The organism is Streptomyces sp. AK010, from assembly GCF_014207295.1.
Classification (GTDB): Bacteria; Actinomycetota; Actinomycetes; order Streptomycetales; family Streptomycetaceae; genus Streptomyces; species Streptomyces massasporeus.
Map to the genome: position 1 here is coordinate 348584 of NZ_JACHCX010000003.1, position 16386 is coordinate 364969.

Genomic DNA, 16386 nt, shown 5'->3' on the forward strand with positions numbered 1-16386 from the left:
CCCCCGCCTCTCCGCCATGGACGTACTGCGTCCATCACAGGCTGTGGAGAACCGTTTGTCCACAGCCCGAGGCCACCCATAGCCAAATTGCGCCGTCGACCGAACAATCGGTAGGTGAGGCGGGTCACAGCCGACGCGCCTCTTCGAGCCGCTCCCACGAGGAGGTGCCGTCATGACGGTCATGGAGCAGCGGGGCGCGTACAAGCCGACCCCGCCGCCCGCCTGGCAGCCCCGGACGGATCCCGCGCCGCTGCTGCCCGACGCCGAGCCGTACCGCGTCCTCGGCACCGAGGCGGCCGCGAAGGCCGACCCCGAGCTGCTGAGGACGCTGTACGCGCAGCTGGTGAAGGGCCGCCGCTACAACGCGCAGGCCACCGCCCTCACCAAACAGGGCCGTCTCGCGGTCTACCCCTCCACCACCGGCCAGGAGGCCTGCGAGGTCGCCGCCGCGCTCGTGCTGAAGGAGCAGGACTGGCTCTTCCCGAGTTACCGCGACACCCTCGCCGTGGTGGCCCGCGGCGTGGATCCCGTCGAGGCGCTCACCCTGCTGCGCGGCGACTGGCACACCGGCTACGACCCCTACGAGCACCGGGTCGCCCCCCTGTGCACCCCGCTCGCCACGCAGCTGCCGCACGCCGTCGGTCTCGCGCACGCCGCTCGGCTCAAGGGCGACGACGTGGTCGCGCTGGCCATGGCCGGCGACGGCGGCACCAGCGAGGGCGACTTCCACGAGGCGCTGAACTTCGCCGCCGTCTGGCAGGCCCCGGTCGTCTTCTTCGTGCAGAACAACGGCTTCGCGATCTCCGTCCCGCTGGCCAAGCAGACCGCGGCCCCGTCGCTGGCCCACAAGGCCGTCGGCTACGGCATGCCGGGCCGCCTGGTCGACGGCAACGACGCGGCCGCCGTGCACGAGGTGCTCTCCGACGCCGTACGCCACGCCCGCGCGGGCGGCGGCCCCACCCTCGTCGAGGCGATCACCTACCGCGTCGACGCCCACACCAACGCCGACGACGCGACCCGCTACCGCGGCGACGCCGAGGTCGAGACCTGGCGGGAGCACGACCCGATCCGGCTGCTGGAGCGCGAGCTGACCACGCGCGGCCTGCTCGACGAGTCCGGCATCGAGGCCGCCCGCCAGGACGCCGAGACCATGGCGGCGGCCCTGCGCGAGCAGATGAACCAGGACCCGGTCCTGGACCCGATGGACCTGTTCACCCACGTCTACGCCGAGCCCACCCCGCACCTGCGCGAGCAGCAGGACCAGCTGCGGGCCGAGCTGGAGGCCGAGGCCGACACCGAGGGGGGCACGCACCGATGACCACCGTCGCCGTCAAGCCGGCCACCATGGCGCAGGCCCTCACGCGCGCGCTGCGCGACGCCATGGCCGCCGACCCCGCCGTGCACGTCATGGGCGAGGACGTCGGCACCCTCGGCGGTGTCTTCCGCGTCACCGACGGCCTCGCCAAGGAGTTCGGCGAGGACCGCTGCACGGACACCCCGCTCGCCGAGGCCGGCATCCTCGGCACCGCCGTCGGCATGGCGATGTACGGCCTGCGCCCGGTCGTGGAGATGCAGTTCGACGCGTTCGCCTACCCGGCGTTCGAGCAGCTCATCTCGCACGTGGCCCGCACGCGCAACCGCACCCGCGGCAGGATGCCCCTGCCGATCACCATCCGCGTCCCCTACGGCGGCGGCATCGGCGGCGTCGAGCACCACAGCGACTCCTCCGAGGCGTACTACATGGCGACTCCGGGGCTCCATGTGGTCACGCCCGCCACGGTCGCCGACGCCTACGGGCTGATGCGCGCCGCCATCGCCTCCGACGACCCGGTCGTCGTCCTGGAGCCGAAGCGGCTGTACTGGTCGAAGGACTCCTGGAACCCCGAGGAGCCGACGCCCGTTGAACCGATAGGCCGCGCGGTGGTGCGGCGCCCGGGCCGGAGCGCCACGCTCATCACGTACGGGCCGTCCGTACCCGTCTGCATGGAGGCGGCCGAGGCGGCCCGGGCCGAGGGCTGGGACCTCGAAGTCGTCGACCTGCGCTCCCTGGTGCCGTTCGACGACGAGACGGTGTGCGCCTCGGTGCGGCGGACGGGACGCGCGGTCGTCGTCCACGAGTCGGGTTCCTTCGGGGGCCCGGGCGGGGAGATCGCGGCCCGGGTCACGGAGCGCTGCTTCCACCACCTGGAGGCGCCGGTGCTGCGCGTGGCCGGGTTCGACGTCCCGTACCCGCCGCCGATGCTGGAGCGCCACCACCTGCCCGGTGTGGACCGGATCCTGGACGCCGTGGGGCGCCTGCAGTGGGAGGCCGAGAGCTGATGGCACACGCTTCTGGTATGCACAGCCTGGAGTTCAAGCTGCCCGACCTCGGGGAGGGGCTCACCGAGGCGGAGATCGTACGGTGGCTTGTCGAGGTCGGAGACCTCGTCACCATCGACCAGCCGGTCGTCGAGGTCGAGACGGCCAAGGCGATGGTCGAGGTGCCGTGCCCCTACGGCGGTGTCGTCACGGCCCGCTTCGGCGAGGAGGGCACGGAACTGCCCGTCGGGGCGCCGCTGATCACGGTGGCGGTGGGGGAGCGGCCCGCTTCCCCCTCCGGCTCCGGTGACACCGCCTCCGAGGGGTCGGGCAACGTCCTGGTCGGATACGGCACCTCCGAGGCGCCCGCGCGGCGCCGCCGGGTACGGCAGGAGCGGCCGGTGTCCGGCGGGCCCGCGACAGCCGGGCAGGCCGGTGTCGCCGCGGCGCCGGTGCAGGCGCAGGCCGCCGCAGGCCCCGCGGCCGCGGTGGCCACGCAGGCGGGCGAGCCCTCGGCGCGGGTGAAACGACAGGCCACCGGCCTCGGGACGGACGACGGGCCCGTCCCCGTGATCTCGCCCCTGGTGCGCCGCCTGGCGCGGCAGAACGGCCTGGACCTGCGGGAGCTGACCGGGTCCGGCCCCGACGGGCTGATCCTGCGGGCCGACGTCGAGTACGCCCTGCGTGCTTCGGTCCAGGGCGCCACGGCGGCACCGGCGGCCGAGCCGCCCCCGCGTGTGCCGCAGGCACCGGGCCCGGACCTCGCGTCCCGGTCCTCGGCGCCGGCGGCCCCCGGTGAGATCCGCACCCCGCTCAAGGGCATCCGGGGCGCCGTCGCCGACAAGCTGGCGCGCAGTCGCCGCGAGATCCCGGACGCCACCTGCTGGGTGGACGCCGATGCCACGGAGCTGATGCGGGCGCGCGCGGCCATGAACGCGGCCGGCGGTCCGAAGATCTCCCTCCTGGCCCTGCTGGCCCGGATCTGCACCTCGGCCCTCACCCGCTTCCCCGAGCTCAACGCCACGGTGGACACGGAGGCCAGGGAGATCGTCCGGTTCGACCACGTGCACCTGGGCTTCGCGGCGCAGACCGACCGGGGCCTCGTCGTCCCGGTCGTCCGGGACGCGCACGCGCGGGACGCCGAGTCGCTGACCGCCGAGTTCGCGCGGCTGACCGAGGCGGGCCGCACGGGGACGCTGACACCGGGCGAACTCTCCGGCGGCACCTTCACGTTGAACAACTACGGCGTCTTCGGTGTCGACGGCTCCACCCCGATCATCAACCACCCCGAGGCCGCCATGCTCGGCGTCGGACGCATCGTCCCCAAGCCGTGGGTGCACGAGGGCGAGCTGGCGGTGCGGCACGTCGTGCAGCTCTCGCTCACCTTCGACCACCGGGTGTGCGACGGGGGCGTGGCGGGCGGCTTCCTGCGGTACGTGGCGGACTGCGTGGAACAACCGGCGGTGCTGCTGCGGAAGCTGTGATTCCCGTTCCTCGTCCGGGCCGGTGTCCGTGATCGCGTCGCTTCCCCCGCGTTCCGTGTGATCGCGGGGGCACGCATACTCGGGGGGTGACCGCCTACGAGTCCCCCGGTGAACCCGGCGCCGCCACTGGCCCCGCGCACGGGTCCGGCCCCGCCCGGTACGACGCCGTCGTACTCGCAGGCGGCGCCTCCCGGCGCCTGGGCGGCACGGACAAACCCGGCGTGCGGGTGGGCGGACGGCCCCTGCTCGACCGGGTGCTCGCGGCCTGCGCCGGCGCTCGCACCACCGTCGTCGTCGCCGCGCCCCGGCCGACCGCACGGCCCGTGACCTGGGCCCGCGAGGACCCGCCCGGCGGCGGACCGCTCGCCGCTCTCGACGCCGGGCTCCGCCACACCAGGGCCGAGCACGTCGTGGTGCTCTCCGCCGACCTGCCGTTCCTTCAGGAGCCGACCGTGGGCCGCCTGCTGGGCGCGCTGCGGGCGAGCGGCCGCGACGGTGTGCTGCTGACCGACCCCGGCGGCCGTGACCAGCCGCTCGTGGCCGCCTACCGTGCGCCGCGGTTGCGTGAGGAGCTCGCGCTCCTCGCCGGACGGCACGGCGCTCTCACCGGTCTCCCCCTGCGGCGTCTCACCGCCGAGCTGGACCTCACCCGCATCTCCGACCCCGTCGCGTCCTTCGACTGCGACACCTGGGACGACATCGCCACCGCCAGGGCACGTATCAGGGAGCATGGGCACGTGTTGGATGAATGGATTTCCGCCGTCAAGGACGAACTGGGGATCGACCTCGATGTCGACACCCACGGCCTGCTCGACCTCGCCCGCGACGCCGCCCACGGTGTGGCCCGGCCCGCGGCGCCGCTGACCACCTTCCTCGTCGGCTACGCGGCCGCGCAGGCCGGCGGCGGTCCCGAGACGGTCGCGGAGGCCGCCCGCAAGGCCGTGGCCCTCGCCGCCCGCTGGGCGCAGGAGAGCACCTCCGAGGGCGAGTCGTCGGGCGACGGGCCGCAGCCGTCAGGCACTGGACCGCAGCCGTCTCCGGGCGGCGTCGCCCCCGACGCCACCCCCGACACCCGCCCGGACGCCGGATGACCCCGCCCGGCGCCCGTGCCGGCGAGGACGCCGAGGACCTCGACGTCGAGGAGGTGCTCGCCCTCGTGAGGAACAGCAACGGCGATCACCTGCCCGACCCCGCGGCACGCAGTGAGGGAGGTGAGACCGGCAGCGCCCACACCCACCGGCCGGACCCCTCCGCCCGGCCCGGCATCCGCCACCGCGCCACCCCCTGGCCCGAGGCCCGGGCCCTCGCCGAACGCGCCGGCCGCGACGCCGTCCGGGCGGCCCGTCGCGAGCCCGTCTCGGCGCCCCTCGACACCGCCCTCGGCCTGACCCTCGCCGCCCCGCTCGACGCCCTCACCGACCTCCCCTCCTTCGACACCTCGGCGATGGACGGCTGGGCGGTCTGCGGCCCCGCCCCCTGGCACGTGCGGGACGAGGGCGTCCTCGCCGGGCACGCCGCGCCCCCGTCCCTCACCGACGGCGAGGCCGTCCGGATCGCCACCGGCGCCCGCATCCCCCCGGACACCACCGCGGTCCTGCGCAGCGAGCACGGCCGCACCGACGACAAGGGCCGCCTGTACGCGACCCGGGACGTCGTCCCCGGCCAGGACATCCGCCCGCGCGGCCAGGAATGCCGCACCGGCGACCAACTGCTCGCGGTCGGCACCCTCGTCACCCCGGCCGTCCTCGGGCTCGCGGCGGCGGCCGGCTACGACGCCGTCACCGCGGTCCCCCGCGCCCGCGCCGAAGTCCTGGTCCTCGGAGACGAGTTGCTCACCCAGGGCCTGCCGCACGACGGCCTGATCCGGGACGCGCTCGGCCCGATGCTGCCGCCCTGGCTGCGTGCGCTCGGCGCCGAGGTCACCGCCGTCCGGCGCATCCGCGACGACGCCGACGCCCTGTACCAGGCCGTCACCGCCTCCGACGCCGACGTCATCCTCACCACCGGCGGCACCGCGGCGGGTCCCCTCGACCACGTCCACCCCACCCTGCGCGGGATCGGCGCAGAGCTCCTCGTGGACGGCGTGAAGGTGCGCCCGGGCCACCCCATGCTGCTGGCCCGCACCAGGCCGGCCCAGCACCTCGTCGGCCTGCCGGGCAACCCGCTCGCCGCCGTCTCCGGGCTGCTGACGCTCGCCGAGCCGCTGCTTCGGACCCTCGCGGCCCGCCCGGCCCCGGAGCCGTACACGATGCCGCTCCGGGACGCCGTGCACGGGCACCCGCACGACACCCGGCTCGTCCCCGTCGTCCTGCGCGGCGACGAGGCCGTGCCGCTGCGCTACAACGGCCCCGCCATGCTGCGCGGCATCGCGGCGGCCGACGCGCTGGCCGTCGTGCCGCCGGGCGGCGCAGGTCCCGGGCAGGAGGCGGAACTGCTCGACCTGCCCTGGGCGTCCGCAGGAATCGGGGTGTGTTTCACGTGAAACTTCCGGGCCAGGACGCGATCGCCCGCCAGGCCGACGAGCATCTGGTGACCTATCGGGTGAAACTCCCGAGAAAAGTGGTGGAGCACCCGATCCGCCAGGTCGCCAAGCGGCTCTCCATGGCGCTGTTCGTCCTCGTGCTGACCGCGCTGATCGTCTACGCCGACCGCGACGGCTACAACGACAACGCGGGCGGCGGCCTCAGCCTCCTCGACGCGTTCTACTACGCGACCGTCACGCTCTCGACCACCGGCTACGGTGACATCACCCCGGCCAGCGAAAGCGCCCGGCTCACTAACATCCTCGTCGTCACGCCTCTGCGCGTGCTGTTCCTGATCATCCTGGTCGGTACCACCCTCGAAGCCCTCACCGAACGCACCCGGGAGGAGTGGCGGCTGACCCGCTGGAGGTCCACGTTGCGCGATCACACCGTCGTCATCGGCTTTGGCACGAAGGGCAGGTCGGCGATCCGGACCGTCTGCGCGACGGGTCTGAAGAAGGAGCAGGTCGTCGTGGTCGACCCCAGTTCCAAGGTGGTCGACGCCGCGACCGCCGAGGGCTACGCGGGCATCGTCGGGGACGCGACCCGCAGCGAGGTGCTGAAGCAGGCCGAGGTGCACAAGGCGCGCCAGATCATCATCGCGACCCAGCGCGACGACACCGCGGTCCTGGTGGCGCTGACGGCCCGCCAGCTCAACCGCGGGGCGAAGATCGTGGCCACCGTGCGCGAGGAGGAGAACGCCCCGCTGCTCAAGCAGTCGGGCGCCGACGCGGTCGTCACCAGCGCCAGCGCCGCCGGCCGGCTGCTCGGCCTGTCCGTGCTCAGCCCCTCCGCCGGCATGGTCATGGAGGACCTCATCCAGCAGGGCAGCGGCCTCGACATCGTCGAACGGCCGGTCGTCAAGGCCGAGGTGGGCAAGACGCCTCGGGAGGTCGCCGACCTGGTCGTCAGCGTCATACGCGGCCACCGGGTCCTCGGCTACGACGACCCGTCCGTCGGGAGGCTGGAGCTGACGGACCGGCTCATCACGATTGTGCGGAAGACCCCGGCCACCCAGGTCGCGCCGGACATCCGCCCGATGCCCCCGATGCCCCGCAACAACTGACCAGCGCAGCGAACGGCCGGCCGCTCCGCACCCGTACGGTGCGCGACGGCCGGCCGGAGGTGCGGCGATCGAGGGCTACTTCCGGTTGTAGAGCCGCATCGTGACGGGCCCGAAGACCAGCACGAACAGTGCCGCCCAGCCCAGTGACCAGGCGACCTCGTCGGCCGGCCAGTCCCCGCCCATCAGGCCGCGCACCGCGGACGCCAGATGGGTGATGGGGCTGTTGTTCACGAACGCCTGCAGCCAGCCCGGCATGGTCGTCGGGTCCACGAACACGTTGGACAGGAACGTGAGCGGGAAGATCACCATCATGCTGACGCCCATCACCGACTTCTCGGTGCGCAGCATCAGCCCGAACATCGTCCAGATCCACGAGAAGGCGAACGAGAAGGCCACCAGCAGGGCGATCCCGGCGAGCACACCGGCGACCCCGCCGTCCGGCCGGTAGCCGAGGATGATGCCGACGGTGAGCATCACGGTCGAGGCGATGGTGTACCGCAGGGCGTCACCGAGCAGATAGCCGACCATCGTCGACGGCCGCCAGATCGGCAGGCTGCGGAACCGGTCGAAGACGCCCTTCTCGATGTCGGTGTTCACGGAGACACCCGTGTACATCGTGATCATCACGACCGACATCACGAGGATGCCCGGCAGCAGGAACTGGATGTACTCCTCCGGCGAGCCGGCCAGCGCCCCGCCGAACAGGTACGTGTACATCAGCACCATCATGATCGGGAACGCCGTGACGTCGAAGAGCTGCTCCGGCACGTGCTTGATCTTGAGGATGGCCCGCCAGCCGAAGGTCATCGAGGCCGACCACGCGCTGGGCCGCGGCGGCCGCTCCTTGGTGACGAGCAGGGCGGCGAGCGACTCGGCGCTGACCGGGGCGAGGTCCTCGCTCTCGGTGGTCGTCGCGGTGCTCATGCCGCCACCTCGTCCTTCGGGTCGTCGGAGCGGTCGCAGGAGTCGTGCGTGTCGTGTCCGGTGAGGGCGAGGAACACTTCGTCCAGGCTGGGCTGGCCCAGCGAGAAGTTGTCCACGGTGATCCCGGCGCGGGCCAGCTCGCCCAGGGCGCGGGAGGCCTGCTCGGCCGCGGAGTCGTCGCTCGCCGCCGTACCGAGGCGGGCGGTGAGGGCCACCGGGTCGGGCTCCGGCTGCACCTTCGCGTCCAGGACGCGGTGCAGCAGCTCGGCCGCGAGGTCGCGCTGGTCGGGATCACGCAGCCGCAGATGCACGGACCCGGCCCCGACGGACGACTTCAGCTCGCCCTTGGTGCCCTCGGCGATCACTCTGCCGCGGTCGATGACGGCGATCCGGGACGCCAGCTGATCGGCCTCGTCCAGATACTGCGTGGTCAGCAGCACCGTGGTGCCCTGGGCGACCACGGCCCGCACGATCTCCCAGACCTGGTTGCGGCTGCGCGGATCCAGGCCGGTGGTCGGCTCGTCGAGGAACAGCAGGTCGGGAGTGTTGAGGATGGACGCGGCGATGTCGATACGGCGCCGCATGCCGCCCGAGTAGTGCTTGACCTGCTTCGTGGCGGCCTCCGAGAGGCCGAAGGCCTCCAGGAGCTGGGTGGCGCGCTCACGGGCGGCCTTCTTGTGATGGCCGAGCAGGCGGCCCAGCAGGACCAGGTTCTCGGTGCCGGTGAGGTCCTCGTCGACCGAGGCGTACTGGCCGGTGAGGCTCACCCGGCCGCGCACCTCGTCCGCCTCGCGGACGATGTCGTGGCCGAAGACATGCGCTTCGCCGCCGTCCGGCCGCAGGAGTGTGGCGAGCATCTTCACGGTGGTGGTCTTGCCGGCGCCGTTCGGGCCGAGGACGCCGTAGACCGTGCCCGCGGGCACGGACAGGTCGACGCCGTCGACGGCCCTCGTCTCGCCGAACGTTTTCACCAGGCCCGCGGTCTCGATCGCCAGGCCGGACATCTGCGTGCTCATGCTTCGGGTCCTTCCGCGTGCTTGGGCTACGCATGGGGAGACCTTTACGGTCGCGCAAACTCATCGGTGACGCACACGGGTTTTCGCCGGGACCGGACCGATGGCGTAGGGGTGGGGGCCCGGGGACGGAGGGGACTCCGTCCGGGGACCGAGGGGTACGGTCCCTTGCATGCATGCGATCACGATTCCCGAACCTGGTGGGCCCGAGGCGCTGGTCTGGGACGAGGTCCCGGACCCCGTGCCCGGCGAGGGCGAGGTCCTGGTCGAGGTGGCGGCCGGTGCCGTCAACCGGGCCGACATCCTGCAGCGGCAGGGCTTCTACGAACCCCCGCCCGGCGCGTCCCCCTACCCCGGTCTGGAGTGCTCCGGACGGATCGCCGCGATCGGCACCGGCGTCTCGGGCTGGAACGTCGGCGACGAGGTGTGCGCGCTGCTCTCCGGCGGCGGTTACGCCGAGAAGGTGGCCGTGCCGGCCGGGCAGCTGCTGCCCGTGCCCGACGGGGTCGGCCTGACGCAGGCCGCGGCGCTGCCCGAGGTGGCCTGCACCGTCTGGTCGAACGTCTTCATGGTCGCCCACCTGCGGCCCGGCGAGACGCTCCTTGTGCACGGCGGCTCCAGCGGCATCGGCACCATGGCCATCCAGCTCGCCAAGGCGGTCGGTGCGCGGGTGGCCGTGACGGCCGGTACCAAGGAGAAGCTCCAGCGGTGCGCCGAGCTGGGCGCCGACATCCTGGTCAACTACCGCGAGCAGGACTTCGTCGAGGAGGTCAGGAAGGCGACGGACGGCGCCGGGGCCGATGTCATCCTCGACAACATGGGCGCCAAGTACCTGGAGCGCAACGTCAAGGCCCTGGCCGTCAACGGCCGGCTCGCGATCATCGGCATGCAGGGCGGTGTGAAGGGCGAGCTGAACATCGGCGCCCTGCTGGCCAAGCGCGCCGCCATCAGCGCGACGTCCCTGCGTGCCCGCCCCCTGGAGGAGAAGGCGGCCATCGTCGCCGCCGTCCGCGAACACGTCTGGCCGCTGTTCACCGGCGGCCACCTGCGCCCGGTCGTCGACCGTGAACTCCCGATGCCGGACGCCGCCACCGCGCACCGCGTGGTGGAGGAGAGCGGCCACGTCGGCAAGGTCCTCCTGATCGCCCCGAACACCGCCTGACCCCCTCGCCGGGCCGGCCGCACCCCGTTCCGGCCGGGATGCGGCGGACGGACCCGGGGCAGCCCACGACGACGGCGGGGCCCCGCCCCTAGAGCCGCCGCAGCCGCAGCGCGAAGAAGGCCAGGCCCAGGCCCAGGCCGATCAGGAGCAGGCCGCTGCCCAGGGGCAGGATGCGCAGGACCTGACCGACGGGGCGCTCGGCTGTCGCCGCCTCTCGGACGGGCTGCTCCGCCGGGGCGGAGGGCTCGGGGGCGGTCTCCCACGGCTCCTCGGGGACGGCCGTGGCGTCCGCGACGCCCGGCTTCTCCCCGGCGTCCTCAGGCCGTCCCGGCCGCACCCGGCCCTCCCCGGCCCGGCTCCCGGCCCGCGAGGGCTCACCGGCGGCGGAAGGAGCCGCCACCGCGGACGGGGTCGACGAAGCCGCCCGGGCCGACGGGTCCGCCAGGGGCGAGGGAGCCGACCGGGACGACGGCGCCGCCCGGGGGGACGGCGCCGACCGGGACGACGGCGCCGCCCGGGGGGACGGCGCCGACCGGGGGGACCGTGGGGACTGGGACGACGGTGTCGTCGGACGCGTAGGGGCCGACAGGGTGGGCTTGGCCGACCGGGCCGTGGTGTGTCCAGGCCCCGTGTCCTCGTCCGCCGCCCCCTCGTCCGCCGTGTCCTCGTCCGCCGCCCCCTCGTCCGCCGTGTCCTCGTCCGCCGTGTCCTCGTCCGCCGCCCCCTCGTCCGCCGCCCCCTCCTCGTCGTACGCGAGGACAGCCCCGTGAGACGGGACGGAGCCGTAGGGTGAGACGACCGCGCCCGCCCCCAGGGCGAGCACCAGTCCCGCCGCCCGCAGTGCGCGTAGCCATGGAGTCACGTGGGTGACCCCCTCCCGCCGCGTGCCCGGTGGGGCAGACACGGCAAGTTCGGTCATATCCAGGCAATCAGCCTCACACCGCCCCCGGATCCCGGCACTCCGGGTTCGGCCGACGGGCGGAATCGCTGCACAATCCGGTTATGTCGATACGTCACGGGCTGCTGGCCCTCCTGGCGGCCGGCCCCCGCTACGGCTCCCGCCTGCGCACCGACTTCGAGACCCGCACCGGCGGCACCTGGCCGCTGAACATCGGGCAGGTCTACACGACGCTCGGCCGCCTGGAACGGGACGGCATGGTCGCCCAGGACGACGTCGACGCCGCCGGGCGGACGCTGTACGCGCTCACCGAGGCCGGCCGGGCCGAGCTGCGCTCCTGGTACGACCGCCCCGTCGAACGGGCCGATCCGCCGCGAGACGAGCTGGCGATCAAGCTGGTGATGGCGCTCGGCGCGGACGGCGTCGACGTCCGGGAGGTCGTCGAGGCTCAGCGGCGGCACGTGGCGAGGGTCCTGCACGACCATGTGCGCCAGCGTGCCGAGGCCCTGGCCCGCGCGCCGGAGCGCCCCGAGGAGATGGCCCGGCTGCTCGTCCTGGAGCAGCTCGTCTTCCAGGCCGAGGCCGAGGTCCGCTGGCTGGACCACTGCGAGGCCCGCCTGCTCCGTTTCACCTGCGAGGAGGAGCCGCCCGGCCGGGAGCAACCCGAAGCCTGACCGACTCGTCTCTCCCGGCGTGGTGGATCAACCTCCCTGGGGGGCACCACGGAGGTGAGGTGCAGGCGTGCGAGAGAATGGCGGCATGGAGATGCCGAGGAACGAAAGGTCGCCGGAGAACCCGCAGATCCTGGTCGTGGGCCAGGACGGCATGGCGCTCGGTGGCGGCAGCGGAGACGAGGACTCCCGCGAGACCCCGGTCACGGAACAGGTGGAGCAGCCCGCGAAGGTCATGCGGATCGGCAGCATGATCAAGCAGCTGCTGGAGGAAGTGCGCGCGGCTCCCCTGGACGAGGCCAGCCGGGTGCGGCTGAAGGACATCCACGCCAGCTCGGTGAAGGAGCTGGAGGACGGTCTGGCGCCCGAGCTGGTCGAGGAGCTGGAGCGGCTTTCCCTGCCCTTCACGGACGAGGCGACCCCCAGCGACTCGGAGCTGCGCATCGCGCAGGCCCAGCTGGTCGGGTGGCTGGAGGGGCTCTTCCACGGGATCCAGACGACGCTGTTCGCCCAGCAGATGGCGGCCCGCGCCCAGCTGGAGCAGATGCGCCGAGCCCTCCCGCCGGGGGTCGGCGACGGCCTCGACGAGCAGCACCCGGGCGGCCGGTCGGGCGGCCCCTACCTGTAGACGTCCGCAGGCCGCAACCGACGTCCCCTCGCCACAACCTGTGGACGTCCGCAGGCCGCTCAGAGCGAAGGGCCCGGCAGCCGGAGCTGCCGGGCCCCTGTGCGTTTCGGGGACGTCAGGAGGGCTGGTTGCCCGTCGAGACGCTGAGCTCGATCTCGGGCATGTCCTCCGGGTCGACATCCGTGCCGGCGGACGGGAACTGGTTCATGACCGTGCCGTCGCCGTAGGTGTTCTCGTCGACCTTCTTCTCGTTCAGTTCCCAGCCGGCCGCCTGGAGACAGGCCTTGACCGACTTGATGTTCTTGAACTTGAAGTCCGGGATCTGGATCTTGTCGGGGTCGTTGTACGACTCCCGCGGCTCCGTGCACTCCTCGGTGTCGATCGTCTTCGTGGTGTCCGGCCCGCGGTAACCGGGGTTCTTCTCCGCCGAGGCCGACGCACTCGCGCTGCTGCCGCCGCCGCCCATGTCGTCCTCGCCGCCGCCGTTCAGCAGCAGCGCCGTGACGAGGCCGCCGACGGCGACGACGGACACGATGATCGAGCCGATGATCACCGGCTTGTTGTTCCTGCCGCCGCCGGAGGAGGCCACTGCGGTCTGGGGCGTCAGGTGGTACGGCGGCGGCGTCGACGGGTCGGGCTGCGGGGAGTACGCCGCCGGGGACGGCGTCTGGTAGCCGCCCTGCTGCGGATAGCCGTACGCCGGGGTCGGTCCCGTCGGGGCGGGCGTGCCGTACGGGTGCGGGGGCGGGGTCGGCTGGTACGGCGTCTGGACCGGGCCCGAGGGCGTCGGGGTCGCCTGGTCGACCGGCGGGAAGACGGCCGAGCCGACGCCCGCGCCGCTCGGGGCCTGGGTGCCCGGGACGATGCTCGGCGGCGCGGCGTTGACGGACGCCGCCACCCGCAGGCATTCGTCGCGCATGGCCTCGGCGCTGGGGAAGCGCTCGTTGGGGTTCTTCTTCAGCGCACGGGCGATCAGCGCGTCCACGGCCGGGGGCAGCGAGCGGTTGATCGAGGACGGAACCGGCGGCTCCTCCTGCACGTGCGCGTACGCGATGGCCAGCGGCGAGTCCGCCTCGAACGGCAGCCGCCCGGTGACCAGTTGGAACAGCATGATGCCGACCGAGTACAGGTCGGAGCGGGCGTCCACACCGCGGCCGAGGGCCTGCTCCGGCGAGAGGTACTGGGGGGTGCCGACGACCATGCCGGTCTGCGTCATCGACGTCACACCGGACTGCATGGCCCGGGCGATGCCGAAGTCCATGACCTTGACCACGGCGCGCTTGGTCATCATCACGTTGCCCGGCTTGATGTCGCGGTGGACCAGGCCCATCTCGTGGCTGATCTCCAGCGCGGCCAGCACGTCCGCTGTGATCTTCAGCGCCTTGTCGGCGGGCATCGCGCCCTGCTGCCGCACGTCCTCGTCGAGAACCGAGCCGAGCGGGCGGCCCTCGACGTACTCCATGACGATGTACGGCGTCGTCATGCCGTCGAGGGTGTCCTCGCCGGTGTCGAAGACCGACACGATGTTGGTGTGCGTGAGCTTGGCCACGGACTGGGCCTCGCGGCGGAACCGCTCGCGGAAGGCCTGTTCCCGTCCGAGATCCGTGTGAAGTGTCTTGATGGCGACCTGCCGGTCGAGCACGCTGTCGTACGCGAGGTGCACCGAGGCCATGCCGCCCTGGCCGAGGAGGTCGCGCAACTGATAGCGGCCACTGGCGAGCGCCCGCCCCGTGTACTGGCCCTGTGCGCCGTCCTGGCTCATGTTCCCTGTCCCCCGTAGCCCCTGCAGGCGCCGCCGACTGCCGCTGATCCGTCGTTGATCCAAACCGCCATTTGCGGCCAAGTCTGCCCCAGGGCACCGACACGTCAAGCTCGGTGCCCGTTCCGTGACCGTACGCGAAAGAAGCGTCGCGGAAGCGTTACAGGGGGCGTACGGCCGGCACACGGAATTTGCACGACAGCGAGGAGTGAAGGTTTCATGGCCGGTCCGTCTCGTGCCGGTCCCGGTGCCCCTTCCCGGACCGGAGGCTTGCGCGGAGGCTGTAGCGTGGCCGACGGAGACCGTAACAACACCGCGCGCACCGCGGGCAGAAACGACGGCGAGGACTGATGGCACAGCAGCAGGCCGCTCAGGGCCCGTCCGACCCCGAGGCGTCTGGCGGCGGCATGTCGGACGCGCCTGAGCTCTGGGGTAACGGCGGGTTGGTCGGGGACGGCCGGTACCGGCTGACCCGCAGACTCGGCCGGGGCGGCATGGCCGAGGTGTTCGCAGCCGAGGACGTCCGTCTCGGACGCACCGTCGCGGTCAAGCTGCTCCGCTCCGACCTCGCCGAGGACCCGGTGTCCAAGGCGCGCTTCACGCGCGAGGCCCAGTCGGTGGCCGGTCTCAACCACCACGCGATCGTCGCCGTGTACGACTCCGGCGAGGACTTCGTCGGCGGCCAGTCCGTGCCGTACATCGTCATGGAGATCGTCGAGGGCCGCACCATCCGCGACCTGCTGCTGAACGCGGAGGCCCCCGGCCCCGAGCAGGCGCTGATCATCGTCTCGGGCGTCCTGGAGGCGCTCGCCTACTCGCACCAGCACGGCATCGTGCACCGCGACATCAAGCCCGCCAACGTCATCATCACGCACAACGGCGCCGTGAAGGTGATGGACTTCGGCATCGCCCGCGCCCTGCACGGCGCGTCCACCACGATGACGCAGACCGGCATGGTCATGGGCACCCCGCAGTACCTCTCCCCCGAGCAGGCCCTCGGCAAGGCCGTCGACCACCGTTCCGACCTGTACGCCACGGGCTGCCTGCTCTACGAACTCCTCTCGCTGCGCCCGCCGTTCACCGGCGAGACCCCGCTGTCCGTGGTCTACCAGCACGTCCAGGACATCCCCACTCCGCCGTCCGAAGTCTCCGACGCGTGCCCGCCGGAGCTGGACGGCCTGGCCATGCGCGCCCTCGCCAAGGAGCCCGACGACCGCTTCCAGACGGCCGAGGAGATGCGCGGGCTGGTCCAGTACGCACTCCAGATGCTCTACGACCAGGGCGGCCACACCGGCACCTGGAACACCGGCCCGGTCGACATGCACGACGGCCGGCACACCCCGTCGGGCGGCTTCGCCGGCACGGCCGTGATGGGCCACCCCGGGGACGCCTCCGGCACCACGCAGATTCCCTCGCCGATCCTGCCCGGCGGCTACGGCAACGGGGACGACGGCGGCTTCGAGGGGCACGGCAACAAGGGCAGCGGCCGCGGCAAGCTGTGGATCCTGGCCGTGCTCGCGGTGATCGCCGTCGCCGCGGGCGTCGCGCTCGCCCTGCAGAGCACCGGCGGCGGCAAGGACGACCCGAGCAAGGAGCAGTCGCCGACCACCTCGCAGACGACCGAGAAGAAGACGCCCAGCGAGACGCCGAGCGACGACGACACCGGCGAGCCGACCGACACGTCCACGGACGGCGGCACCGGGGCCGGCTCGGGCAACGGCAACTGGACGCCGTCGTACACGCCCTCCTACACCCCGTCGCAGAGCGCTCCGGAGACGCCCACCGGCGAGCCGACGGGCGAGCCGACCACGGCGGAGCCGACCGGCGAGCCGACGGACGAGGAGCCCACGGACCCGGGCACGCCGACCGGCGGCACGGGCGGAGCCGACGGCGGCACCACGGAAGGCGTCGTCGGAGGCGCGGGCGGCGGCGAAGGCTGACCCCGCGGCTTGGCCCTCGCA

The 16386-nt window shown here is 73.0% G+C and carries 14 protein-coding genes; 10 read left to right on the forward strand and 4 right to left on the reverse strand.

Annotated elements, in window-relative coordinates; translation table 11 throughout:
* Window positions 1-172 precede the first annotated feature (172 nt).
* From pdhA to HDC93_RS07845, 6 genes are all read left to right on the forward strand, one after another.
* Window positions 173-1318: a pyruvate dehydrogenase (acetyl-transferring) E1 component subunit alpha gene (gene pdhA / locus HDC93_RS07820; protein WP_185008499.1), complete on the forward strand. Its 1146-nt coding sequence runs from the start codon at window positions 173-175 to the stop codon at window positions 1316-1318.
* Window positions 1315-2319: an alpha-ketoacid dehydrogenase subunit beta gene (locus HDC93_RS07825; protein WP_185008501.1), complete on the forward strand. Its 1005-nt coding sequence runs from the start codon at window positions 1315-1317 to the stop codon at window positions 2317-2319. Before pdhA ends, HDC93_RS07825 begins: the two co-directional genes overlap by 4 nt.
* Window positions 2319-3782, forward strand: coding sequence for a dihydrolipoamide acetyltransferase family protein (locus tag HDC93_RS07830; RefSeq protein WP_185008503.1), 1464 nt, complete (start codon window positions 2319-2321; stop codon window positions 3780-3782). The genes HDC93_RS07825 and HDC93_RS07830 overlap by 1 nt, the downstream gene beginning before the upstream one ends.
* Before the next feature lie 86 nt (window positions 3783-3868).
* Entirely contained in the window at window positions 3869-4873 is a 1005-nt protein-coding gene (locus HDC93_RS07835) for an NTP transferase domain-containing protein (RefSeq protein ID WP_185008505.1), read from the forward strand.
* On the forward strand, window positions 4870-6264 hold the full coding sequence (locus tag HDC93_RS07840) for a molybdopterin molybdotransferase MoeA (protein ID WP_185008507.1): 1395 nt from the start codon (window positions 4870-4872) through the stop codon (window positions 6262-6264). The genes HDC93_RS07835 and HDC93_RS07840 overlap by 4 nt, the downstream gene beginning before the upstream one ends.
* The gene (locus HDC93_RS07845; protein WP_185008509.1) at window positions 6261-7370 is read left to right on the forward strand and encodes a TrkA family potassium uptake protein; all 1110 of its coding nucleotides are present in this window, start codon (window positions 6261-6263) and stop codon (window positions 7368-7370) included. Before HDC93_RS07840 ends, HDC93_RS07845 begins: the two co-directional genes overlap by 4 nt.
* Window positions 7371-7445: 75 nt before the next feature.
* Here HDC93_RS07845 and HDC93_RS07850 read toward each other — a convergent pair whose 3' ends face one another.
* Together HDC93_RS07850 and HDC93_RS07855 are read right to left on the reverse strand one after the other, a co-directional pair.
* Window positions 7446-8294, reverse strand: coding sequence for an ABC transporter permease (locus tag HDC93_RS07850; RefSeq protein ID WP_185008511.1), 849 nt, complete (start codon window positions 8292-8294; stop codon window positions 7446-7448).
* Window positions 8291-9310 (reverse strand): ATP-binding cassette domain-containing protein, encoded by a 1020-nt coding sequence (locus tag HDC93_RS07855; RefSeq protein WP_185008513.1) that lies wholly within the window; start codon window positions 9308-9310, stop codon window positions 8291-8293. The genes HDC93_RS07850 and HDC93_RS07855 overlap by 4 nt, the downstream gene beginning before the upstream one ends.
* 169 nt (window positions 9311-9479) lie before the next feature.
* Here HDC93_RS07855 and HDC93_RS07860 point away from each other — a divergent pair, with 169 nt between their 5' ends.
* Window positions 9480-10469 (forward strand): NAD(P)H-quinone oxidoreductase, encoded by a 990-nt coding sequence (locus HDC93_RS07860; protein ID WP_185008515.1) that lies wholly within the window; start codon window positions 9480-9482, stop codon window positions 10467-10469.
* Window positions 10470-10557: 88 nt separating this feature from the next.
* Here HDC93_RS07860 and HDC93_RS07865 read toward each other — a convergent pair whose 3' ends face one another.
* Entirely contained in the window at window positions 10558-11331 is a 774-nt protein-coding gene (locus HDC93_RS07865; RefSeq protein ID WP_185008517.1) for a hypothetical protein, read from the reverse strand.
* Window positions 11332-11471: 140 nt separating this feature from the next.
* Here HDC93_RS07865 and HDC93_RS07870 point away from each other — a divergent pair, with 140 nt between their 5' ends.
* Window positions 11472-12041, forward strand: coding sequence for a PadR family transcriptional regulator (locus tag HDC93_RS07870; RefSeq protein WP_185008519.1), 570 nt, complete (start codon window positions 11472-11474; stop codon window positions 12039-12041).
* Between the two features lie 85 nt (window positions 12042-12126).
* Complete coding sequence (locus tag HDC93_RS07875) at window positions 12127-12666, forward strand: bacterial proteasome activator family protein (protein ID WP_142161844.1); 540 nt, start codon at window positions 12127-12129, stop codon at window positions 12664-12666.
* Between the two features lie 115 nt (window positions 12667-12781).
* On the opposite strand, the gene HDC93_RS07880 is transcribed toward HDC93_RS07875, so the two are convergent.
* On the reverse strand, window positions 12782-14428 hold the full coding sequence (locus HDC93_RS07880) for a protein kinase domain-containing protein (protein ID WP_185008521.1): 1647 nt from the start codon (window positions 14426-14428) through the stop codon (window positions 12782-12784).
* Between the two features lie 347 nt (window positions 14429-14775).
* Here HDC93_RS07880 and HDC93_RS07885 point away from each other — a divergent pair, with 347 nt between their 5' ends.
* On the forward strand, window positions 14776-16365 hold the full coding sequence (locus HDC93_RS07885) for a protein kinase domain-containing protein (protein WP_185008523.1): 1590 nt from the start codon (window positions 14776-14778) through the stop codon (window positions 16363-16365).
* Window positions 16366-16386 lie beyond the last annotated feature (21 nt).

Bases quoted from the DNA above. Each gene is read 5' to 3' on its own strand.
- pdhA (WP_185008499.1), top strand. From the start codon at position 173: ATGACGGTCATGGAGCAGCGGGGCGCGTACAAGCCGACCCCGCCGCCC.
- HDC93_RS07825 (WP_185008501.1), top strand. From the start codon at position 1,315: ATGACCACCGTCGCCGTCAAGCCGGCCACCATGGCGCAGGCCCTCACG.
- HDC93_RS07830 (WP_185008503.1), top strand. From the start codon at position 2,319: ATGGCACACGCTTCTGGTATGCACAGCCTGGAGTTCAAGCTGCCCGAC.
- HDC93_RS07840 (WP_185008507.1), top strand. From the start codon at position 4,870: ATGACCCCGCCCGGCGCCCGTGCCGGCGAGGACGCCGAGGACCTCGAC.
- HDC93_RS07850 (WP_185008511.1), bottom strand. From the start codon at position 8,294: ATGAGCACCGCGACGACCACCGAGAGCGAGGACCTCGCCCCGGTCAGC.
- HDC93_RS07855 (WP_185008513.1), bottom strand. From the start codon at position 9,310: ATGAGCACGCAGATGTCCGGCCTGGCGATCGAGACCGCGGGCCTGGTG.
- HDC93_RS07860 (WP_185008515.1), top strand. From the start codon at position 9,480: ATGCATGCGATCACGATTCCCGAACCTGGTGGGCCCGAGGCGCTGGTC.
- HDC93_RS07870 (WP_185008519.1), top strand. From the start codon at position 11,472: ATGTCGATACGTCACGGGCTGCTGGCCCTCCTGGCGGCCGGCCCCCGC.
- HDC93_RS07875 (WP_142161844.1), top strand. From the start codon at position 12,127: ATGGAGATGCCGAGGAACGAAAGGTCGCCGGAGAACCCGCAGATCCTG.
- HDC93_RS07880 (WP_185008521.1), bottom strand. From the start codon at position 14,428: ATGAGCCAGGACGGCGCACAGGGCCAGTACACGGGGCGGGCGCTCGCC.
- HDC93_RS07885 (WP_185008523.1), top strand. From the start codon at position 14,776: ATGGCACAGCAGCAGGCCGCTCAGGGCCCGTCCGACCCCGAGGCGTCT.